This window comes from Dichelobacter nodosus (genome assembly GCF_001263335.1).
In the GTDB taxonomy this organism is placed as follows: Bacteria; Pseudomonadota; Gammaproteobacteria; order Cardiobacteriales; family Cardiobacteriaceae; genus Dichelobacter; species Dichelobacter nodosus.
Genome location: NZ_LGVW01000009.1, coordinates 1 through 22,010, shown reverse-complemented (window position 1 = coordinate 22,010; position 22,010 = coordinate 1). Strand labels below are relative to the sequence as shown.

Here is a 22,010-nt window from a genome sequence, read left to right as displayed (position 1 = left end):
CAAAAACGCGCCCAATGATTACCAATTGTTGGAAGATTTGGTCAAACTCTACGGCGACCGCGACCCCGAAGGGTTTAACGATTGGTTCGGGGAAGCGCTCGAAATCGCCTGCGCGCACGGTTATCACGACGCCGACCTACCGCAAAACAGTCTCAAAGCCCGCTCTCCTCGTAACTTCTTGATAATAAACGAAGAAGTCATCTCGCACAACCACTTCCCGCAAACCCGACCAGAGAAACGATTTTCTCCCCTGATTTCCCGGCACCGGACGAGGGTGACGGGTTTGCAGTAAAACCGGATACCTGGCGCTGAACCGCAACAACTTCGAATCCGGTTTTCGGACGCCGGTTCGGTTCCCAAAACGGGAATCGAATTGCCGCCCGGAATCGAATTGCCGCCCGGATCGGCTTACTGCAGCCCATATTTTTTCTTGAAATCTTCAATCCAGTCTTCGTGTCCGCCCGATTCTTGTATCGCCTCAACAACCATTTGAATGGTCAATCGGCCAACTCGATGCCGTAGGTTCTGCGGGATCGCCTCATATAGAAACGACCACGACCCGCCGTGCGCCATCCCATCATCCGTTGACCTCAAAAAAGCCGGGTTTCTTGCATCGTGCAGCAATATGAAGGTCCCTTGCTTGGCAAAGGCAAACATCGCCTCACGGAAAAATTGGTAGTAGTTTGCAAACGGACATATGGCCCCATTAACAAGAGTCGCCTCCAAAAAGCCAAGCCCATCCAAGCGCTGCCAATATTTCCTGCCGAGATGGTGCAAGTAACATTCGCCAAGCCTGTCTGGATACGGATTCCGCCCCTCGCAATCACCACCGGCAAAAACAGAGCAGCCACCAAATTCTCGTTCCACCAGCTTTGCTTCGATAAAGAGGCTGTTACATGTGCCTGACAGAATAATGTCGATAGACGTCGGTTGGCCGTTGTCCTCGTTAAAGACTGAACGGTCGTCGTGCTCAAAAACCGCCGCGACGTCCCCACCTGGCCAATCGATACCGAGCCTTTCAATCGCAATCTTCAATGGGCCGAGATCGTTGCGCACAATCAGGGGGCCAATAAGATTGAAGGCCATCGCCTGGCTGCTTAGCCCGTGATGCAGGTATTTGTGCAGAGGAAACGAATCCTCGCCGAGATGTCTCTCCTGTTCTTGGCGGATGTAATCCGCGACATCTTCACAGATGAGATTCATGGGCCACAGATCATGACGGGCGAGACAGTACCCCATCCTATGATGGGTTTCGCATCCTCGCTCGCTGAACCATTGTTCCGCAGCCTTACGCAGAGATGCCTCGAAACTCTTGTATCGTGTGTAAGGCCAAGTTCTGGCCAGTTGCCGACTGTTGATGTTTGCGGAGATGTTCCCAGCGAGAAGCTGAAACAACTCGCGAATATGCTCCTTTTTCTGATCATCAGCCAGGAAGAAAGCCAGCGTCCCTTCGGCCAGGCGGGTCACATCAGCTTCCGAAAGACCATCCTCCGATTCATCCCAATGGGATAACAGGAAGCTCTCGACGGCACAGATGAGGCTGATTCTCCAGGCGACTTGCCGCTCGACACCGTCTCGTGAGAAATTTTTGTCTCCATGTTGTGCGGCTATCCCGGCAGCCAATTTGGCAACTTCAGCAGGATCGTCGATATAGGCCTTGGCAAAATCCAGAGCCTCCATGGTGATGGTGTATTTCTCGTCATCGCTCTTGATGGGGTCGAAGATCGATAGAAGATTGCTGATGCATGGCTCAGAATTGCGCGGCTCCAGAAGTTCTTTCACCTGATCCCAGCGCCATTTATCGTTACGCGCCTTTCGCTTGTCATAGATCACCGGATCGGCAAACAGGATGCTGCCTTCGGTATGCATCCCGGCTCGACCCGCTCGGCCAATGAGGTTGTGGAAATCGCGAACCTTGATGCGCTCCATGCCCTGGTAGACACTGGTCACGATGAGGTATCGAATCGGAAGATTTACGCCCTGCGCCAAGGTAGAGGTGCAAACAACGAATCGCACAAGGTCGTCACGCATGGCATGCTCCACCACCAGCCGGATACCATGCGGAGTATTGCCATGATGGGAGAAAATGCCATGTGCCGCGCTCTGGGACGCCGGAGCGTCAGCACCGAGATTCTCGACGTGCAGATGGGTCAGCCGCTCAACTTCCTGGGCGTCAGAAAAATCTGATGGTAAGACCACGGGTGCGCCTCGCTCGATAATATCAACGGCCTTTTCGCAGACGCTGGCCGCTGTTGACTTCCTTCCGCAGAAAAGAGCGATACTGCCATTCGGGACCAATTTCAGACCAAGGTAAAGTGCGATAGCCTGCCCATCGGTCTTTTCAGGAAAAAAACGGTCCGTTCTTTCCCGCTTCTTCCTCCCAAGATTGAATCTTTCAATCACCCTCGGAACGAAAAACTCACCTTGTTCAGCATCACGGCTGTCGACGTACTCGATTCTTCCCAACTGATCGAGCCAGCTCGCGAATCCGACCGACCTGAAAGTCGGAATCAGGGTTGTGCCTTCGACGACATTGGGCTCCCCGTTGAGCCATTCTCCAACAGCCTCGGCGTTGCTGATGACCGCTGAGATCAGCACCTTCTGAGTTCCTGCGGGAATCATGGAGCGCAGCGACGTCAGGAGCAGCTCGTATGTGATGCCTCGGGTGCCGCTGTCGAACTGGTGGCCTTCATCAAAAACCAGCAGGCCAATGTGGGCAGCTAGTTCCGGAGCGTGCCGAAGGACGTAGAGCAGCTTCTCGGGGGTTACGACCAGAATTTGTTGGTGCCCCAGGAGTTCGGCAATCTCGAAGTCGGTCTGTAGGGCATCGGACAATTCATCCACCTTGGTGGGTTCGTTGTGGAATGCCTCGACAAGGCTGTTCTTGATCTCATGGCACAGCGTCCTGAGCGGGGCGATGATGATGGCCAGTGACACGCGCTCGGCCAGAAACGCGCTTCGAAGAATCAGTTCAGTTGCCTTCGTTTTGCCAGCGCTGGTGGGCATTTGAACGATGGCAGACTCGCCTTTAAGAACATCCGCCTTGCCCAAAAGGTGTTGGGCAGGCCACAGTTCCTTGATGAACGAATCCTTTTGCAGCGCGTGGAGCCATTTGTCGCGGGGCAGCCAGGAGTATGACGGCAAAGCCTTCCAGGCAGAATTTTCGAGCTTTTTCCTCAGAACCGCCGCGATCACATCGCCAAACAGAAGCTGCCTTGGTGTGCCGAATTCATAGACGGCGTCCCTCAGTTTCGTGGCGAGATCGAGAAGATTTTCTTCGCCATTTCCATCCTCGAAAAACTGGAGAATCCATTTTGAAATCCCGTCGATGAATCCACCGAATGGTCCCTCCGTTTCATCAAAATAGGTTCGCAGATCAGCCTGCAACAACCAGAGCAACAGCTCTTCCAAAGCATCGCCATCCAGATCCGGACAGTCACCATCGATGCGCTTCGCCAATACCGAAGCGCTCCCAGGCAGATCGCACAGGTAATAGGAGGCGGAGCCCAGAAGCACGAGGTAGGGATCAAGTGTCTCGTTCAGCTTTGACTGGAGGTATGAGTCGAAAAAGCGGGCGGAAAATAGCAGATTGGTTTTCAGCTCTGCGAGAGAATCGGGATCTGGCTCCTCCCGGTTGATGGCGGCGGCGAGGTCACCAAGCAGGCCTATCGAGAGGGTGAAGAGCTTTGCCGGATCTTGGGTGATTTTGATGTGGTGCTCTTCCGGAACACCGTACTCGAGCATCTTGGCCTTTGACCGAGTGACGCCCAGCAGGAGTTGGGACTTCTTTTCAGGCCTCATCCGCAGCCCTCCTATAGAGCTCGTGGACAAGGTCCATCATGCCGGGTCCCTTAATAACCAAGAGGACAAGGCTATCGCCATTAGGATGAGGAAAGACCTCCTTGGATTTCGCTGACTTGGGAATTTTTTGGCAGTCTGCCGAAGCCAATTCATCGGCGTCGAAACACTCATCAGAAATGATAGCCGCAGCGCCGTAGGTTTCCTTATAAGGCATATCTACGGGGCTTTGGAATCTCTCGATCCTTTGAGCCTGTTCAATTTCCTTTTTTTCAAAGAGCTTTTGTTTGATGAAGTTCAGCGATTCATCGATTCGAATATGATCTTTGGCAGAATCGTTGATGGCATCCTGCAGGCGGTTGATCTTCGAGGCGGAGAACTTTGTCTTGGATTCAAAGACAAACAACACGTCCTTGGTGGAGGCGTCGCCGTCTTTTTTATGAAATCGAAATCCAATGACATCGCTGCCCTTGGGCGATTCATCTCGAACAACCTTCGATGACCACCGTACTCTAGGCACCCAGTAACCGAGAAGCCATTGCAGGTAATCGGAAACCAGGATTTCCCCAAAATCTCCCGCTCGGATTCCTGGACCGAGTTTGGATGTTTTGCACGGGAACTTGATATTGTCCAGATAATCCGGTCGCGGGCGTTTGCCCCGCAGGAAATCGATTTCAGCATCCAGGCAATAATGATTTCGGAAGTGTTTCGCCCATGCGGAGAGCACTGCCTCGTCTTTCTCATGACGGAACTCCCAGACTTCGACCTCCTTGCCGTCGGCAGTCTTCAGTCGTTCGCCGGTGTCGATGAGCCATTTAGTGTGTTCCGAAGTCCAAGGCATTCACGTCCCATCCCTGATTTAGTTGCCCTTCAATTTCAACAGCTCATCGTCCAGTCCATAGCGAACCACGTCGATCCGGTCGCTGCGCTGGGAAACAAAATCTCCTGTCATCACAGGGAGCTGGAATGGGAAGAATGCCGGGTTGTTCAGTAGCAGCCCCAAAGCACCCTTGGCCTCCGGGGTGGCCAGGAGTGCGGACTCGAACATCAGGATGGCCAGGTTTGGCTCGGCAATGCTCACAGGCGCGGCTTTCTCATAGCAGCCTTTAGCCTCGGAATCTTTCAGGGCTCCCCAAGCGACAAAGGAGCGGATGACAAATCTCGCATAGCGGCTCACGGTCTGCCGGTCGCCATACTGTTCCTTCAGGCGATTGATGATCTGCGTCTGGGTCACCTGGTCCTGCAAGGCCAGCAGACGGCCGGTCTGCCGGGCCACATTGAACCAGAAGGGATAGACCGCCGAGATCATCCCCCAGTGGACCGCCAGGGCCATGGACGGGTTTTCCCTCAGAAACGCCAGCGAGGCATCCCGGAATGGAATCAACTCGGGGTCAGGAGAGACCCAGATCTTCATCAGATTGTTGACGACAAAGGTCCGGGTCTGATCGCTTCGTTCGCCTTCGGAGCCGTTGCCTTTTCGATCCGCGAGGAACTCATGCAGCTCCTGGCGGATGGTTTTGGCGTCGAGTCCCGCCAGCAGCAGATTGGCTGCTTTCTGCATCCACTCGAAACGAATCGCCTGCTTGATGCCAATGGCTTCGTGTCTTTTGCCCATCACCGTGTCCTCCTTTCAAACTTCACAAGGGGCACGATAACTTCTTCGATGGCTACACCGCCGTGACCTACGATGGAATCTCCCGGGTTCACGAATGCGTCGCGGCCACCGGCCACCAGGGGGAAATAATCTGCTGGCAATCCGACCGGCTGCCACTCGTGGGCAAACGGGAAGGCCCCAGCCACCTGAGCGCGGAGTTCCGGCGTGGGATAGACACGAACACGCTCGCCGCGAGTCTCGGCAATCACACCTTCAGATGGGCGTCCTTTGCCTTCGCATTGAATATTGCCGTGATCGGCTGTCAGCCAAACCTCATAGCCGTAATCCAGCAGTTGGCCGACCATCGCGGAAAGAAATCCTGCATGGCACCACTGCTTGATCTGGTTGTGCATCCCGGCCGAACCGAGTTGCATGCCGTGCATGATCTTGTCCACTTTATCCACGACCAGCCCCACCACCTTGGTCTTCCCGGGGTGGATTGCGGAGTCGAGGACGCCCGCAGCATCGCCGTCGCCAAGACCTCGCTGGTAAGCGACATCCAGCCGGGACAGACCATGGCCTTCCCAGAACTGCTTCCAGAGTTTCTCTTCGCTGTTGGTCGAGTTGATGGATGAGGGAAAATAGAGTGGCGGCTTGCCCGAGAAGATCGATTGCCGCGATACCGAGGTCAGCGTCGGAATCCAGGCGAAGGTCGCGGATTCGCGCATGACCAGATTGGCGTCCTGCTTTTGCAGAAGCTGGCGAATGGTTACCCACTGATCCAAGGCCAGGCCGTCAACCACAATCAACGCCGCACGGCTGCTACCGGAGTCCTCGATATCCCGAGCCAGGCGGCGCGGCACATGGTGGAGCATGGCAGGATTGGTCGGCGGCAAGTTGATCAGACTGGAGTAGTGGTCGGCCAGCCAAGCGGCAAAGATCGTGTTCAGTGCATCGCCGATTTCCCTGAGCCGGGTCTGATACTCGGTGCTGTTGCCACAATGAACCAGCGAAGAAAGTTCGGCCCATTTCAATGCAAAGGCGGTCCAGTTCGAGTTCGAGTAACGCGCTTCCGCAGTGGGCAGTTCCTTCTCGATAAGGCCAAACAAGCGAGAGATCCGTAGCTCGTCATCGTCCACGCCGGACGTGGTGATGCCGCTTCTAACCCAGGACCCGGCATCCACTTCAATGCCTTTGGCCTCGACAGGGGTGAGTTTCCCCTCCAGGAACAGGTTGTCGATGTAGACCTTGATGTCCTGATGGTCGAACGGAAGGCGATCAGGGCCGGGATACTTGAGGCCGTATTCCGGCGAATCCTCCCGTACCTGATGAGCGCTGCCGAGCCTGGAAAGAAATAGCGGCCAGCGTTCCTGCAAAAAGGCGAAGAACGCCTCATCGTCCGGAACGATTTCAGAGAGCGGCCAAGCCTTCAATCCATCATGCCCTTTGAGAACCTGGATAAGCTGCTCAGCCAGCATCTGCGGGATCTGTAGCTTCCCATAGTGCAGGCGCAGCAATGCGCGAAGCAGCTCCACCTCGCCCCCAATTAGTTCCGCCGCAATGCCGAACACATGACGCAGAATAAAATCCTTGGTGGCGTTGTCGCCCATGCGATCCGACGGCGACTTGCGCTGGGCCTCAAAAAGCGAATCCAGCAAGCTCCTGTCGAGCTTTTCAATGACCGGATAGCTCAGGTTGGGAAAGAGATCCCCCAAGTTGAATGAAAGCTTGCGGCCCGCCTGGAGTAGGTCGTAAGGCAAGGATTCCAGCTCCGCATCCTGCAAGCGGAGGACTACCACCAGATCGGTGTGCTCACCCCGGTCCCAGATCGAAAGGTACTTTGACTCATAGGCGTATCTGAATTCGACCGGATCACTGAACTCGATCAGGTCGAACCCGCGCCCGCGAAGCTCCAATGCCAGCTTCTCCTCGGTCAGCAGACAATCCGGGTCCGCGACCAGGGTCAGCTTGCTGACGTTGGGCACAAAGTCGTTCAGGATGGCGTCTCGCCAACTACTCATTGAGCGCCTCCCTTGATGATCCGCAGCATCAGCAGCGACCGGATTTCCGGTACGATCTGCCGCGCTGATTGCAGTTCATGCCGCCACTCATTTTCCTCAGCAGCGCAGCGGGCCAGACGGTACTGGCGCACTTCGGGCAGCCCAACTCGTTCGATGGCCTTGCGCCGAGAGGTGAAGGCGACCATGCCGCGTTCCTCTTCCCTGTTCACCGAGGCGAGGTGCGCCTGCTGCAGGGCATCGAATAGCTCCTGTCCGGCCTGTTCGGCAGCAATCTGCAAACGCTCATGGGCGGTGATAGAGTCATCCTGCCCGAGGGTGGCTTGCACCTCGGCTTCCGCTGTCTGCAGCGCATCCCAGATATGCCGGGCCGTGGGCAGAAACAGTTTGCCTTCTTCGCTCAAAAACACGCTGACATAGCCACGCCGCACCATGGGGATGCGCAGGAGTTGTGTCTTCTGGTGCATTCCGGCCTGAAGGCGGATCTCAAAGAGCCCCCAGAGTCCGGAGATGCTGGCTGGCAGCCCGCTTACGGTTACGCACGGCAATGGCTGACCTGCCGCGACCTGGGGCAGGTTCAGAGCAAGACCACGGATACGGCTGTTTTCGAGATTGAGCAGGGTTGCGTCGGTTAGACGATCCGCTTCCCGAGCGCTGAATACGGCTTTGCGGTGTTCCTGGCCATCCGGCCAATTCAGATCCCACCATGAGCGCTTGCGACTGGCTGCGCCGCCGTGTGAATTGAGGTAGCCCACCGTCATCCGTTCCACCCAGTGGGGCAGCGGATGCGAGCGCAGACGCTCAGCGGTTTGCACATCCGGCTCTTCGGATATGCCGTAGATGGCGGAGGACTCGCGCACCTGCTGAATCTCATCCCGAATCCTGGCCACCGTGTGATCGACGGAGGTTTCGATGCCGTCAGGATTAAGGATGGCCGAGGCGAACACATCCTCGAACAACTCACCGGCCTGGGCCGAGTCGAGCACGTCGCCGGTCTTGTCGATGCCGAACTCGTCGAAGATCACCGAGAGCTTCTGCTCCAGAACTTCGCGCACGCGGAACTCGACTGAATCCTCAAATACGAAATTGATCGCCTGTACGGTTTTTGGCTGGCCGATACGGTCCACGCGACCGATACGTTGCTCCAGCCGCATCGGGTTCCAAGGGATGTCGTAGTTGATGATGACGTGGGCGAACTGCAGGTTCAGACCCTCACCGCCCGCATCGGTGGAGACCAATACGCGGTGCGATTTGCGGAAGGCATCCTGGGCTGCCCCACGTTCCTCCATGGCCATGGAGCCGTTCAGGGTGACCACCGAGATTCCCCGGGCTTCCAGAAACTCCTTCAGCATCTGCTGGGTCGGCACGAACTCGGTGAAGATCAGCACCTTCAGATCCGGTTCGTTTTCCTCGGCTTGCAGCTTGTAGATCCACTCGATCAGAGCCTCGGCCTTGGCATCCGGTCCAGCCTGTTCACAACGGACCGCCGCATCGAGCAGGGTCTCAACATGGCTTCCTTCGCTCTGCAGAGCCGACACATGGGATTTCAGCAGCTCATCGAGCAGCTCCTGGCCGTCCATGTCATATAGCTCGGCTATTTCATCGTCTGGGCTTTCCAATCCGTCCGCGCCGTTTTCCAGTTCCGCCAGGCGCAGGCTGGCTTGTTGCTCACCATCCTTGAGTGCCGCAAGCCGACGCTCCAGCGTGGTGCGGATCGCCCGGGTGCTGGAGACAACCAGGCGCTGCATCAAAATCATCAGAAAGCCGATGTGGCGCTTCTTCTCGCGCAGGGCCTGGTTGTAGCCCTCGCGCACATAGTCGGTCACCGCCTCGTAGAGAAGCTGCTGCAGTTGGTGACGGCTCTCCCAGGCCACCGGGGCCATCTGCGTCCGCCGGGGTTTGAAGAGCGGCTTGCCGTCGGCATCGATGGCCTTGCGCTTCTCGGTACGGATGACATACGAGGCCACCCGCTCGCGGGAGACGCTGTCCATATCCGGAAAGGCGTCGTCATCCAGCAGGTTCATCAGGCGATGGAAGGCGTCGGTCTTCCCCTGGTGGGGAGTCGCCGAAAGGAGCAGCACATAGGGCGCGGCTTCCGCCAGCCCCTTGCCGAGTTTGTAGCGGGCGACCTGATCGGTGCTGCCACCAAGGCGGTGCGCTTCGTCCACGATGACCAGATCCCAACCGGCGGTAATCAGATCCTCGAACCGGCTGCGGTTGTATTCGGCGACGCGCTCGGCGGTCCAGCCGCGCCGCTTGTCCATGGGTTTGACCGAATCCAGGGAGACGATGACCTGATCAAACATCGACCAGGCTGAGCTCCGGTGATCCGCCCCTGGAGCTAGGCGTTGCAATGTGCCGATGTCGTCGCCCAGCACGAGCTGGAACTGCTCGTTGAAGTGGGTCTGCATTTCCGCCACCCACTGGGTAGCGATTCCCTTCGGCGAAACGACCAATGTCCGACGCACCAGTCCGCGCAGTTTGAGCTCGCGCATGACCAGCCCGGCCTCGATGGTCTTGCCGAGACCCACCTCGTCGGCCAGCAGGTAGCGCACGCGGTCACCGGAGATGGCCCGAGACAAGGCGTGGATCTGGTGCGGCAGCGGAATGACGTTGGACTCCATGGGAGCCAGCAGCACATAACCCTCGGTGGCGCTGGTGGAACCTTCGAGCACCTCGGCTACCTTGGCTGCGGCGGCCACATAGGCAATGCGTCCAGCCTCGATCTCCGGCTGCAGGTCGGCATTCAGCGGCCGCAAAGCGGAGCGGGGCACACGCACCACCGCGTCCTGGTTCGGCAACCAGACACGGCACACCGTTTGCCCCCACAAGGTCTGTTCTTCGATGACCTTGCAGGCGCTGTTATGAACGGTGCTGTATTGCCAAAGCGACTCCATCCGCTAATTACCCTCTACTTTGATCTGTTGCCTGTTGAATTTTGAATGCAACGCAACCGACCTTAGCCATTTCCAGCCGAACTTCAGGGCTTGAGAGGTCATGCGTCTTCCTCCTCGGCCGAAAGCGATGCTACTTTCGCTTCGAGGCTCGTCACCAATGGCGCAGCCCATGGGTAAACCTTCAAGGAATCGACAGTGTTTTCAAAATCATCCCGGTCCACCCGATCTTTTGGGATACCTGCGTCAACTGACGCAGAAATCTCCGCTATCAGTTGATCCTGTAGTTCCTGTTGCAGATGATCGATAGCAGACAGGACTCGACCCAAATGCCGATCCTTAAATCGGATTAGGTTGTCCTCGTTGGTGAACGATTCCATGGCGATCCCGCGAACAACATGAAACGGCCAGGATGTGCCATCTTGGGAAAGCTTCTCGAGAAATTCATTGGCCGACCCAGCCGTACCTTCACCTGCCTGAAGCAAATTTCGACCTAAATTCACCTGCTGATTCTCATCGAGTTCAGCAGCTTGGTCTGGTCCATTAGAAACGATCAGGTCGATAGCCGGATTCTGCACATACCAGTCGTGGAATTTCATCGCATCGATCAGTTTCCCGTAGCAAGTCTTTGTGCTAAGTCCTGCGGACCTAATCGCGCTCGATGGCATTTCCGAGACGTGTTCAACAAACCGTTCCTGCTGTCGCATGGTCAACGCGCCATTGATACTGAGTCGTTCAAGGTGAGTAAGAACACTGGCACGCGTGGCGGATTCGGCGATAATCAAACCAACCAACGAGTCCTGTGCTCGCTTTCCTATCTCTTTGAATATGTCAGCGATACTGCATACCCGCATCAGTATTTTCGGAAATCTACTGGACCTGTCATGCCAATCATCGTGAGAGAAAACATCGATACCTACTTCGGTTAACATGGTGCGAGAGAACCAAGTCCCTCGGCGAAAGAAGATTGCCATGGATGAATCGTCGGAAAATTTTTCCAGCTCCTCCCAATAATTATCGAGCAGCCAACCATGTATGCTTTCGTCAAGCCGTGGAAGAATATCCTTAGTGAACGCCACCACAGCGGTTTGCTGATCATCGAGAAAATTTGGTTCTTCCAGGAGGCTTTTGAGTAGTTGCTTGCCAAAGCCATGTCGCAGCTTGACAGGCTTAGACAGGACATGCTCAACAACCACGGCCGCAGCGTGTGAGACCTGCTCCTGTGATGGAGCTTCCTCGTAAGGGTGGCCATATAGACAACGCATTTCATAGATGTGATTGAGAACGGTATGGCCAGAATCAGAAACGAAGCCGTACTCGTGAGCTTTCATCAACACGAATTTATCTACGGCTTTATGCTCTTTTTCCTTGGTTTCGATCTCACCAACGATCTTACCCGCAGCACCATCCCGTTTTTGTGCTTCACGGAATCGCCGTTTCAACGATTCCGCACAGGCCAGCCATATCATCACGTAGGCGGCTCGGAGCGCCCCCGCCTTTCCCGCCTCTACCGCATCATCGAATAGTGGGCGGTCTTCTGCGGCAAGGATATTGTCCGCATAATGACTGAGGTCCACCGGCGCAGTCATACTTATTCGCCTCCCATTCTCGTTACTGCCTGGTCGTACCACATGAGCAGTTTGGGATCTTCTTCCAGGACGTTGTTGGGGATCTTGTCGGCCACGGCGACGATGACGGTGTAGTCGCGTTCCTGCCAGGCTTTCTTGAATCCGGCGCGGACAGCTTCCTGGCGGAAGACCTTGAGCTTCTTCTTGGCTGCCTTGTACTCCTCGAATTCCTTGAGCAGTGCCTTCTCGCGCAGCTTCTCGAGGTCGCCTGCCTTGTTGGGATCGGGCACATACCAGCGGTCGCGGGCCTTGGCGACCAAGGTCGGGTCGTCCTTGGGCAGGTTGCGCAGCTCTTTCCAGTTGGTGGAGAGGTAGGCGTGGATCTGCTCGGGAACAGGGCCTTTGCCGTCGTAGCTGAGGAAGTTCTGGTTCAGCAGTTCACGAAGGTCGAGCTGGGCTTCGTTCTTGCTCCAACCGCCGAGCTGCTGCATGAACTGCGGATTGATGTCGGAGAAGGTCTGAGGCTTTTCCTTGATGAGCTGGCGGAGCCACTGGATGGCGGAAGCCTCGTCGGAAACAAACATACTCATCTGCTTGAGTTCGCCCGAGGTCATCTTCTTGCGGTCGTATTCGGCCACCTGATCCGGCAGAAAAAACATGCCGTCGCGCTCGATGAAACGCTGCGCCAGACCGATCTGGAATTCCTGGCTGGAGATCGGCACGGGGTAGCCCTTGCGGACGAAGTAGGCCACCATCTGGTCGAACAGGATGCGTGGATCACGTTCCGGGACGAACTGCAGCAAGGCTCCCTGCTGTTTCGTGACCGGCAGATACTTCAAGTGTGTGCGTACAAAATCCCATATACCTTCTTCGGTTTGCGCCTCTTTCTGAAAGCGCTCCTCAAAACCGCCGTTTGGCTTGTAGGCTGAGATAACGAGATCTTGTTTGACGGCTGTTGAGTAGGCCATTGCCTTAATACCACCATGCTTCTTATCTAAAACAGAAACATTAGCCACAATGAATCCGGCATCTGCAATTGATGTCTGAATATTATTCCAAACGGCTGCACGAGTATTTGAAAACTCAACAGTCATCCAACGGCCAGGTTTTAATAGTTCGTATGCTTTTCTAAAGCAACCCAGCATCAAGTCTCTATAATCATTCAGAGACTTATTTTGCACATCATTTTCAACTGCTTCAGGTTTTTGATCCGTTTTAACTGAAAGCCAAGACTCCCACAAAGAGTTCAACTCTGAATAGTTAATGTTTGCACCAAACGGTGGGTCTATGAAAATATAATCAAGCGAGTTAGTCACAGATGCTTCTATGCTTGAAAAGCTTTGGGTTGTTATCAAATTCCCGCATGTATTCCAGCCATGTTTGATCCATTTGTCTTTAAACAACAGTGTAGCTGTTTGCTCGACTTGTTCGCTCGGAATGTACAAGGTTCCGGTCATCGGACCATTAATTCTTCCATTTGGATTGTGCCTATTCACAACAAATCGATTCATCTTTGTCAGATTGCGAGAAAGGAAATTAGTTAATCCGAATCTCATTTTCGGAGATGCCTTTGACCATAGCGATGCAAGTATCCAGAGGTTCCTTCGAGTATAAAAATGATGGGTATGTGTGATTCCGTGAGAACCTTTTGGTTGTCGTGTATTAAAGCCATCCTGGAGTTCTGCAACAGGAAACCAATACGGGATGTGGCTGTTATTTATTTTTTCGATCAAGGCAATATCTGATGGATCGGGAATTTTTTCAGCCCTTTTCCCACCTGCCGTATAATTTATCAGTACGGGAGTTTGCTTAGCTTGCCGAATCGTATCGCCGAATGCTTCATCAAAAACCGTCTCCCATGCTCTCTTCAAGCTGCGTTTTAGCAGTAAAGACCCGCAATGAGGGCACGGAAATTTATCGTGAACAATTCCCTTTCCTTTTTCTACAGCAACATCCCAGAATACAACTTCCTTTGTGCATTCTGGGCACAAGAAGACATCCGACCAAACCGTATAGTTGATCTTTCCTTTCGTTTTTCCATCAGTATGGAGCGTCTCATACATCCAACCGCACTCTTTCTCGACCTCTTTAAGAATGTGTTTAGCCTCTTTCTCAAATGCTGCTACATCGACTGGCGTGTTGTAGTTGTAGGCAATAAAAGTTGCCGCTGGCGAAAGGTCGTTCAATACGGCCCTACGAGAGCCCAGTTTTGAAAATTGCTTCCAAACCTTTTTGCCATTCTCATCAATTTCTTCCTGCAAAATGGTCCCATCCGACTTCACCTGGTAGCCGAGAGACATGACCACTTCTCGGTCGCCACACATCTGCGCGGCCACACCCGTCATGCCGGTTCCGCAGAAACCGTCGAACACGATGTCCCCCGGCTGCGTGTAATGGAGGATGTATCGCATGATGGCCTTATGCGGCACCTTGGTGTGATAGGAGTGCGCATTGTAGATTGGGTCGTTTTTCCCCTCGCTCACGTCGGCCGCAAAAGGCTCACGGTGATAGTGATGGCCTTCAGGCTGTTTCGGCTTCTGCTCATCCCATTCGGCGATGAAGTCGGCTATCCACGGGTTCGGGCAGGCGGTGTAATACGGCGGATCACTCAGGTTCAGGATGTCCTCGTCGCTGCCGATGGGAAAGCCTTCGATCTTGCGGAACTCCGGGTCTTGCAGCTTCTTGCGCAGTTCCTCGATAAAGTGGGCGCGGCGGGCCTCGTCGTTCTCGAAGGTCATGCCGAGACAAGTCACCGGGCCGGAGGGCTTCTGCGGCTCTTCAAGCAGCGAGTCGAACAAACTGGTTTCTTTCATCTTCATAATCCTTGGCTTTCGTCTGGCGTCTCAACTTGGTCACTTTGCGGGTGACCAAGCTCGGCGAAGTTGGTCACTCGCTTAGTCACGCTTATTCCATGACGATCCGCACCTTGGCCGGGTCCTTGCCCTTGGTGAGCTGATCGATGTACTCCTCAAAGCGTTTCTTCATCTCCGCCGGGGTGGCCGGGCCGTCGGTGACCTGCAGGGCCTGTTGCAGCTCCTGCGCCTTGACGGTGACCTTGACCAGGCCGGAGAGTACTTCCTTCAATGCATGGACAAAGTTGCTGTCCAGCGGCACCGGCAGTTCCTTCGACTTGATGAAGGCTTCCAGGGGCTCGCGGTCGTCGATCTTCAGCAGATCCATGTTGGCCTGGGTGATCGGGTCCTCCAGGTTGCTGAGGATGGTGGAGGTCCAGGCCGTCACCATGGCGTCGAGCTGGGCGTCCATCTGGTCGATCATCTGCGAGCCTGCCGCCGTGCCGGTTTCCACCGAAGGCCGTCCGCCACTGATGCTTAAAAGCAGCTTTTATAAGCTGCTTTTTTTATTGCCATTTTTAGAGTTCGAAAAATATAATTGCTTAAAAAACATATTGTTAAGTATATTTAATTTGTTCAGTTGTGTTCGGTTTAATTCTGTTGTGTTCAGTTCTGTACGGATACAAGAACTCACAAAAGGGGAAAAAAAGGGGAAACAATTTTTTACGATATCTTCTCTCTTGTGTCATCAAACAGAATCGTTATGAAACTAAGAGAACTTATTGTTAGGCAAGCTAAATTACCGAAAAAAGCAAAAAAACTGTTCGATGGAGGTGGTCTTTTCTTGTACCTCACTCCCAGCGGCAAATATTGGTACTACCGTTATCGATTTGCCGGAAAAGATAAAGTTATGCCTTTAGGTAAGTATCCTCACATGAATTTAAAAGAGGCTCGTATAGCGCATATAGAAGCGAAAATTAAATTAAGTAATGGTTGTGACCCAGTAGAAGAAAATAACCGCTTAAAACGCGAACAAGAGCGAAATTACAATAATTCTTTTGAAGAGATTGCTAAAGAATGGTATCAACACGTTTTACCGGAATGGAAGAATAAAAAACACGCACAACAAGTTATCAATACTCTTAGCCAGTATGCGTTTCCCAAAATCGGACACTATCCGATTGACGATGTACCACCAATAGAACTGTTTAATTTATTACATGAAATCAGAGATAAAGCTGAAACAGCCAGCCGATTAAAACAAAGGATCAAAGCAGTATTCGATTTTGCTATTCAAACCGGTAGAGCAAAGACTAATCCGGCATTATCTGCACCAAAAATCATTCGGAACAATGACAACAAAGTCAAACATCACCCAGCATTGCCGGAATCGAGAATCAAAGAGTTTTATCAACGTTTAGAAAACTATCCAAACCGTACCACTCAACTTGCTTTGCAGTTCTTAATTTTAACCTTTGTGAGGGTTGGAGAACTTAGACAAGGGGAATGGACTGAAATTAAGGGTAATGAATGGCATATACCCGCGGAAAAAATGAAGATGAAACGCCCTCATGTTGTGCCGTTATCAAGTTGGGCGTTAGCAATTTTAGAAGAATTGAAGATTATCAATAAATACGATTGCCCGTACTTCATTATAGGTAATCGCAATCAGCAGATTAGTGACAATACTTTATCCGTAGCGATGAAACGATTAGGTTACCAAAATATAGCAACACCCCATGGATTTAGGGCTATGGCATCAACAATCTTGAATGAATCGGGGTTATGGAATCCAGATGCTATAGAAAGGCAACTTTCTCATGTTGATAGAAATGCAGTTAGAGCAGCTTACAATCGCGCGGAATATCTTGAAGAACGTCATCGCATGATGGAATGGTATAGCGATTATATCAAATCGTTAATAAATGAATAATTTTCAGCGATGAAAAGAACTATTAACAAAAAGCGCTTTTTTAAAAAATAAACATTACGAAAAAGGGTCGTTTTTATATAGAAGCGTCAAAAACATGTAGTACATGTTGAATAAGTGGTACCTTCCTGTTTTTAAACGGGTATTTTTTTAGTACTATGTAGTTTTTCTGTGGTACTTTCAACGATTTATGTAGGAACAACCGCTAAAATATGTAAAAACCCGCCAAAAGCGGGTTTTTTATGATTAACTTGAATTAATCTCTAGGAAATATTTCTTATGTCTAACTTTTGCAATTTTCATGATTATTTTCTCGGATTTCTTTAAAATTCAGTTGCGACTCTTTCAGTCAAATCAGTCAAAAATGTTATCAATGCTATCAGGTTGAGCACCTTTAAGCACGTAAAAATGTCCCGTTTGTTTCGCAGCGGCATCACCAATCCCGCGATAACGCATTTTTTTTTGCCAGCGCTTGCCATAACCTGCCCGTTTTAACCAATTCGCTTTAGCCAATACTTCAGTGACTTTATTTTTATCAAACCCTTTACACAACCTTTCCGTAAACACTGCGGGATACAAATAGAACTCATCTTCTTCCTCTCCTTTTTTGACAAACCCTAAAGAAACAAAGGGTGGAGGTGCATCATAAGTAGTTTCAAGATTGAGGAAGTACATTGAGTTAGTTTGCATAAAATCACTTGCTTGTTTGAGTATTTTATAGTCCTCATAACTTTCTTTGTTGGGTTGTTGTCCTAACCAATCGATAAAACAGTGTTCAATTCCTGTTAAAAGAGGTTTTTCATCTAACGGCAATACTTTTGTTTGACATGCTAATTGAACCCCCATCATTGCGGTAGCAAACAACCGCGCTGTCCGCGCATTTTGATCGTTTAAATCATGATTTTTCTGTAAAACATCTAAATATTCATTAAATCGTTTAATAACAACTTGTTTCCAAATTTCAGTGTCATCTGTAATTTTTTGCATAAAATAACGCCCAGCAGTGCCATAAAAACGGCTACTGGCATGATTTAAATGAGTAGTAAAAGCGCGCATATCGGTGAAGTGATGATGATTTTCTAGTTTATGGGGGATTGACGGACAGCGCACTAATTCCCCCGCCATCGCTTCTTTACCAAATTTTTTCAGATGATTCTCTAAGTCAGTTTCACCGGTTGAAATCCCTAAAACCCTAAAGCGAGCGGTCGGACGATTACCTTTATCAATATCGCCGCGGGTGCGCCCTTTTCCGTTCGTTAACGCATAAATACCGTGTTTCACAGCATCACCACTGCTGTCTTTGCTGATTTCGTCTAAGCTGATCAAACCATCATTACATGCCAATGCGCTATTTGTGAGCGCATAAGCTGTACTATCCCAATCTTCTGCTGCTTCTTGCCCGTGCCCCCAAACAGATTGTGCGGCACGTTGAATAGTTGTTTTACCGCCAGTAGATTGCCCATAAATATGGATTATTCCGCCTTCGATATTGAGCCATTTTAAGAATGGAGCAGCGAATGCCGCCCCTATAATTAGGGCTAACCGGCTATTACCCACAATATATTGTGCAATATGAGTTTGCCATTCAAATAACGTTCCAGCCGAGCTATAAGCGCGCTTTTTATCTTCTGAAATTTTACCGTTGAAAAAAATATGTTCATTGTTACCAATGATTTCGCCGTTCGGAAGTATATAAGTGTTGTCATGCCAGCCAGCATCATCGGGAATTTTCCACTGCTGTTTTGATGCATTATCTTGAATATATTCGGTCAATAAATCTAATTTACGGCGTTGAGACGGAATGTTGAGTATATTGCGTAATTTACGCCAGCCTTCATTTGTTCCTACATCGCCGCGGGCAATAAGATCATGCTGACCATTGCCATATTTAATGACGTGATAATGTAAACCGGCTTTATCTGTACCCTGCCCAACAATACTAAATGCTTCACACAAGCGAATTGGTGCAAGATACGCGCTGCCATCAGCTTTGATCGGATAATGATAAATTGCATCGCCATTTTCTTCGTGCTCAAGCACAGTAATCGGAGATAGTCTTTTGTTCATGATCTATCTCTCTTCTCTAGTATCTATCACAGTATTTGCTAAACAATAGGCAAGACGCAATAAATCAGCTTGTGCCTCATGATCTAACTCGCGATCAGGGTGATCCGCGGCGAGTTCTAGGCAAGATAAAAGCGACAATAAAACGTGATCGGGATTCAAGATGGTGATAGTTGGCGATGTTGTAGCGCCGATAAATGAATCAGACATGTGCAGTCTCCTTGTGTATTTGAGAATTGACTGCCGCCATTAATGCGAAAGATGGCGACAGCATACGCAGGATTCGCATTACCGCTACACAAGGAACGGCGAACCTTTCGGTTCTCCCACGTATGCTGCCATAACATAGACAAATTTTGGGCATAAAAAATGCGCTTAATAAGCGCTGCACACGCTTGTGTATCAACGAGATGCGAATCCCGATCGCAGAATATGTTGCGATATGTTGATTATCAATGAACCAGCGCTGAAAAGTCAAGGGAAAATGTGTAATCAAAGCATCACGATATAAAGATAATGCTCGAGTTTCATCAACGGGCAGTTGAATAGAAATATCAGACATTGCAGTCTCCTTTCGTAGTTGAAGATTGACTGCCGCCGTTACTGCTAAATAAGAGGGCGACAGTGTACGCAGGATTAGCAGTACCGCTACGAAAGAAACGGCGAACCTTGCGGTTCTCCCACGCACACTGCCATAACAAATTTGAGGCATAAAAAATGCGCTTAATAAGCGCTGTACACGCTTTCGTATCGACGAGCTGCTAAACCCGACCGCAGAACATAATGCGGCGAGCAGATTATCAACGAAATAGCGTAGAAAAGTCAAGAATGCAAAGTTTTTCTTCGAGACCCTCAACTTGAGGCTCACGGGAAAATCAATGACTTGCGTCATATTTTCGCTAAATTCACCCGCTTTAAATGTTGGAACACCAACATTATGATTTCCGCTTTCATTTTTAAATGTTGGATTACAAGCATTATAATTTTCTCTTTCAATTTCAGCGATTAACGCTTGTGTTTCTTTATTTTGTAAAAAGAAGGTTGGGCGGTCTTTGTTTGCGCCACCGCTGGCTTTGTGTAAATCGTTTAAAGAATAGAGGTTCTCAAAAACATTAATTGCTTTATTGAGAATAGATAAAGGCTCAGCCTGAAGATTAGACATGTGCAGTCTCCTTTCGTAGTTGAAGATTGACTGCCGCCACTAAGGTCAAAGAGGGCGACAGCATACGCGAGATTGACCTTACCGCTACGAAAGAAACGGCGAACCTTGCGGTTCTCCCACGCATGCTGCCATAACATAGACAAATTTTGGGCATAAAAATAGCGCGGTAGAAGCGCTGCACACGCTTTCGTATCAACGAGAGGTCAATCTCGACCGCAGATATTGCTGCGATATGTTGATTATCAATGAACCAGCGCTGAAAAGTCAAGGGAAAATGTGTAATCAAAGCATCACGATATAAAGATAATGCTCGAGTTTCATCAACGGGCAGTTGAATAGAAATATCAGACATGTGCAGTCTCCTTTCGTAGTTGAAGATTAACTGCCGCCGTTAGTTCGAAATAAGAGGGCGACAGCATACGCGAGATTCGAACTACCGCTACGAAAGAAACGGCGAACCTTGCGGTTCTCCCACGCACACTGCCATAACAAATTTGAGGCATAAAAAATGCGCTTAATAAGCGCTGTACACGCTTTCGTATCAACGGGGTTCGAATCCCGATCGCAGAATATGTTGCGATATGTTGATTATCAATGAACCAGCGCTGAAAAGTCAATACGATATTAAAATTATCGCAGAATAGAAATAATGTTTTCTCTTGATTTTTAAATATAAATTGGATAAATTGCTTCATTGTATAGGCTTATTTTTTGGACGATTAAGTAAGCTTAGGAGCCCCTGTTACAGGGGCTTTTTATTTGTAACTACGCATCATTTTCTCCTTCTTGTTCTTCGTTTAAATCATTTAAATGCGATATTAACAATTCTCTCATGAGATGATATGCAGCACTTAAATTTTCAGATGACGCTTCTCTTGTCGGGTGATCTGAAGCCAGCTCAATTATCTCTAAAAGAGCAACAACGTTTGTAACGTTCTTTGACTTAATATCAGCAATATCAATATCTTTTGGCATTTTGTTACTCCAAAATGTAATCGCACAAAATCGTGCGAACTCACTTTAATTTTTTTGGTATCTCATCGTTAGTTTTCTTGTTCTAATGCTTTAAAAAAATTAACGATTTCTTCTTCACTCCAACAGCGCGCTCTACCGATTTTATAACCTTTCGGAAATTTACCTTCCTTTATTAATTGATAAATATGTGTTCTTTTAAGTGAAGTTTTTGACACTACTTCATTGATTCTCATTATTTTCATACTTTGTCCTGTTTTGTTCATTTATGTTCGGTTTCGTTCACTTTCGACAGAAGTGTTTAGTATCAAGCATCACGAATATTAATTCAATATTTAATTGGAAAATAATAGAATAATTCCAATAATTAATTGTATTAAAGGAATTATTATGAAACTCATGATTGTAGAATCCCCAAATAAGACAAAGAAAATCGGGCAATATTTAGGTAATGATTGGATTGTGGCGGCAAGTTTTGGTCATATTCGAGATTTACCGCTGCATGAAATCGGCGTTTCTACTCCAGATTATCAGCCCGCATATGAAGTTGTGGAACGCGGTAAAAAACAAGTAAATAAGTTAAAAGAATTGGCTAAAAAAGCTGATGAATTGTGGCTTGCAACCGATCCCGATCGCGAAGGGGAAGCTATTTCTTGGCATTTATATGAACTTTTAGGAAAAGGAAAAACGGTTAAACGCATCACCTTCAATGAAATAACAGAATCTGCTATTAAGAACGCTGTTACCAATCCGCGTGATATCGATATGAATTTAGTCATGGCACAGCAAGGAAGGCGGGTATTAGATCGGTTGTATGGCTATAAAATATCCCCTGCGCTTTCAGCTCGGTTGACAGAAACAGGGATATCAGCAGGACGAGTGCAATCAATAGCGTTAATGCTGATTGTACAACGTGAGCGAGATATTCGCGCTTTCAAACCGACGCAACACTATGGTATTACCGCGCTGTTTGACATACTCCCACCACCAAACCTAGCGGTTATGGTGGTGGAAGTATGTCAACTTTCAAATAGATACCGATAGCACTCATTTCAGATATCAAATACTGGTTGACATTTTGCGCTAACTAAATAATCTGTGAACCAAATTTAATCTGATTTTTATTTTGATTAAATTTTATTTTTTAATTAGTTATCAAAATATTACGGAGTTTCCAGATGATTTTGAGAGTGCACAAGTTAGGAAAGAAACTGTTTC

Annotated in this window: 16 protein-coding genes and 1 pseudogene; 3 read left to right on the top strand and 14 right to left on the bottom strand. The window is 50.0% G+C overall.

All coding sequences use genetic code 11. The features are described 5' to 3' along the window. Window positions 1–292 (top strand): hypothetical protein (locus tag AKG33_RS07320; RefSeq protein WP_161802446.1); only part of this gene is annotated, 292 nt, incomplete at its 5' end. A gap of 116 nt (window positions 293–408) precedes the next feature. Here the strand turns inward: AKG33_RS07320 and AKG33_RS00815 are convergent. The 8 genes and pseudogenes from AKG33_RS00815 to AKG33_RS00780 all read right to left on the bottom strand — a co-directional run. Next, on the bottom strand, window positions 409–3,801 hold the full coding sequence (locus tag AKG33_RS00815) for a DEAD/DEAH box helicase (protein ID WP_200902121.1): 3,393 nt from the start codon (window positions 3,799–3,801) through the stop codon (window positions 409–411). Further along, a complete protein-coding gene (locus tag AKG33_RS00810) occupies window positions 3,791–4,639 on the bottom strand; it encodes a Hachiman antiphage defense system protein HamA (protein ID WP_011927924.1) in 849 nt (282 codons plus the stop codon). The genes AKG33_RS00815 and AKG33_RS00810 overlap by 11 nt, the downstream gene beginning before the upstream one ends. An 18-nt stretch (window positions 4,640–4,657) precedes the next feature. Then, window positions 4,658–5,413 (bottom strand): hypothetical protein, encoded by a 756-nt coding sequence (locus AKG33_RS00805; RefSeq protein ID WP_011927925.1) that lies wholly within the window; start codon window positions 5,411–5,413, stop codon window positions 4,658–4,660. Continuing rightward, window positions 5,413–7,413: a BREX-3 system phosphatase PglZ gene (gene pglZ / locus AKG33_RS00800; RefSeq protein WP_011927926.1), complete on the bottom strand. Its 2,001-nt coding sequence runs from the start codon at window positions 7,411–7,413 to the stop codon at window positions 5,413–5,415. Before pglZ ends, AKG33_RS00805 begins: the two co-directional genes overlap by 1 nt. Next, window positions 7,410–10,307, bottom strand: coding sequence for a DEAD/DEAH box helicase (locus AKG33_RS00795; protein WP_011927927.1), 2,898 nt, complete (start codon window positions 10,305–10,307; stop codon window positions 7,410–7,412). The genes pglZ and AKG33_RS00795 overlap by 4 nt, the downstream gene beginning before the upstream one ends. A 98-nt stretch (window positions 10,308–10,405) precedes the next feature. Continuing rightward, on the bottom strand, window positions 10,406–11,893 hold the full coding sequence (locus tag AKG33_RS00790) for a hypothetical protein (RefSeq protein ID WP_011927929.1): 1,488 nt from the start codon (window positions 11,891–11,893) through the stop codon (window positions 10,406–10,408). Between the two features lie 2 nt (window positions 11,894–11,895). Further along, window positions 11,896–14,685 (bottom strand): DNA methyltransferase, encoded by a 2,790-nt coding sequence (locus AKG33_RS00785; protein WP_011927930.1) that lies wholly within the window; start codon window positions 14,683–14,685, stop codon window positions 11,896–11,898. A gap of 91 nt (window positions 14,686–14,776) precedes the next feature. Next, window positions 14,777–15,193: pseudogene (locus AKG33_RS00780) on the bottom strand (DUF6079 family protein); the annotation flags it as partial. A 234-nt stretch (window positions 15,194–15,427) separates the two neighbouring features. Between AKG33_RS00780 and AKG33_RS00775 the strand changes: the two are divergent. Then, entirely contained in the window at window positions 15,428–16,597 is a 1,170-nt protein-coding gene (locus AKG33_RS00775) for a tyrosine-type recombinase/integrase (protein WP_050707785.1), read from the top strand. Window positions 16,598–16,948: 351 nt separating this feature from the next. On the opposite strand, the gene AKG33_RS00770 is transcribed toward AKG33_RS00775, so the two are convergent. The 6 genes from AKG33_RS00770 to AKG33_RS00740 all read right to left on the bottom strand — a co-directional run bounded on the left by AKG33_RS00770 (window position 16,949) and on the right by AKG33_RS00740 (window position 21,058). Further along, window positions 16,949–18,661, bottom strand: a complete 1,713-nt coding sequence (locus AKG33_RS00770; RefSeq protein WP_050707784.1) for a DUF927 domain-containing protein — start codon at window positions 18,659–18,661, stop codon at window positions 16,949–16,951. Between the two features lie 3 nt (window positions 18,662–18,664). Beyond that, a complete protein-coding gene (locus tag AKG33_RS00765) occupies window positions 18,665–18,868 on the bottom strand; it encodes a hypothetical protein (RefSeq protein WP_050707783.1) in 204 nt (67 codons plus the stop codon). Further along, the gene (locus AKG33_RS00760; RefSeq protein WP_050707782.1) at window positions 18,861–19,820 is read right to left on the bottom strand and encodes a KilA-N domain-containing protein; all 960 of its coding nucleotides are present in this window, start codon (window positions 19,818–19,820) and stop codon (window positions 18,861–18,863) included. The genes AKG33_RS00765 and AKG33_RS00760 overlap by 8 nt, the downstream gene beginning before the upstream one ends. Next, the gene (locus AKG33_RS00755; protein ID WP_050707781.1) at window positions 19,813–20,172 is read right to left on the bottom strand and encodes a hypothetical protein; all 360 of its coding nucleotides are present in this window, start codon (window positions 20,170–20,172) and stop codon (window positions 19,813–19,815) included. Before AKG33_RS00755 ends, AKG33_RS00760 begins: the two co-directional genes overlap by 8 nt. 413 nt (window positions 20,173–20,585) lie before the next feature. After that, window positions 20,586–20,795, bottom strand: a complete 210-nt coding sequence (locus AKG33_RS00745; RefSeq protein WP_050707779.1) for a hypothetical protein — start codon at window positions 20,793–20,795, stop codon at window positions 20,586–20,588. 68 nt (window positions 20,796–20,863) lie between these two features. After that, complete coding sequence (locus AKG33_RS00740) at window positions 20,864–21,058, bottom strand: helix-turn-helix transcriptional regulator (protein ID WP_050707778.1); 195 nt, start codon at window positions 21,056–21,058, stop codon at window positions 20,864–20,866. Window positions 21,059–21,182: 124 nt separating this feature from the next. On the opposite strand from AKG33_RS00740, the gene AKG33_RS00735 reads away from it, so the two are divergent. Beyond that, a complete protein-coding gene (locus tag AKG33_RS00735; protein WP_050707777.1) occupies window positions 21,183–21,836 on the top strand; it encodes a type IA DNA topoisomerase in 654 nt (217 codons plus the stop codon). Window positions 21,837–22,010 lie beyond the last annotated feature (174 nt).

What these genes read in the sequence shown, in the direction of transcription:
- AKG33_RS00815 (WP_200902121.1), bottom strand. Translation starts at nt 3,801, where the DNA reads ATGAGGCCTGAAAAGAAGTCCCAACTCCTGCTGGGCGTCACTCGGTCA.
- AKG33_RS00810 (WP_011927924.1), bottom strand. Translation starts at nt 4,639, where the DNA reads ATGCCTTGGACTTCGGAACACACTAAATGGCTCATCGACACCGGCGAA.
- AKG33_RS00805 (WP_011927925.1), bottom strand. Translation starts at nt 5,413, where the DNA reads ATGGGCAAAAGACACGAAGCCATTGGCATCAAGCAGGCGATTCGTTTC.
- pglZ (WP_011927926.1), bottom strand. Translation starts at nt 7,413, where the DNA reads ATGAGTAGTTGGCGAGACGCCATCCTGAACGACTTTGTGCCCAACGTC.
- AKG33_RS00795 (WP_011927927.1), bottom strand. Translation starts at nt 10,307, where the DNA reads ATGGAGTCGCTTTGGCAATACAGCACCGTTCATAACAGCGCCTGCAAG.
- AKG33_RS00790 (WP_011927929.1), bottom strand. Translation starts at nt 11,893, where the DNA reads ATGACTGCGCCGGTGGACCTCAGTCATTATGCGGACAATATCCTTGCC.
- AKG33_RS00785 (WP_011927930.1), bottom strand. Translation starts at nt 14,685, where the DNA reads ATGAAAGAAACCAGTTTGTTCGACTCGCTGCTTGAAGAGCCGCAGAAG.
- AKG33_RS00775 (WP_050707785.1), top strand. Translation starts at nt 15,428, where the DNA reads ATGAAACTAAGAGAACTTATTGTTAGGCAAGCTAAATTACCGAAAAAA.
- AKG33_RS00770 (WP_050707784.1), bottom strand. Translation starts at nt 18,661, where the DNA reads ATGAACAAAAGACTATCTCCGATTACTGTGCTTGAGCACGAAGAAAAT.
- AKG33_RS00765 (WP_050707783.1), bottom strand. Translation starts at nt 18,868, where the DNA reads ATGTCTGATTCATTTATCGGCGCTACAACATCGCCAACTATCACCATC.
- AKG33_RS00760 (WP_050707782.1), bottom strand. Translation starts at nt 19,820, where the DNA reads ATGTCTAATCTTCAGGCTGAGCCTTTATCTATTCTCAATAAAGCAATT.
- AKG33_RS00755 (WP_050707781.1), bottom strand. Translation starts at nt 20,172, where the DNA reads ATGTCTGATATTTCTATTCAACTGCCCGTTGATGAAACTCGAGCATTA.
- AKG33_RS00745 (WP_050707779.1), bottom strand. Translation starts at nt 20,795, where the DNA reads ATGCCAAAAGATATTGATATTGCTGATATTAAGTCAAAGAACGTTACA.
- AKG33_RS00740 (WP_050707778.1), bottom strand. Translation starts at nt 21,058, where the DNA reads ATGAACAAAACAGGACAAAGTATGAAAATAATGAGAATCAATGAAGTA.
- AKG33_RS00735 (WP_050707777.1), top strand. Translation starts at nt 21,183, where the DNA reads ATGAAACTCATGATTGTAGAATCCCCAAATAAGACAAAGAAAATCGGG.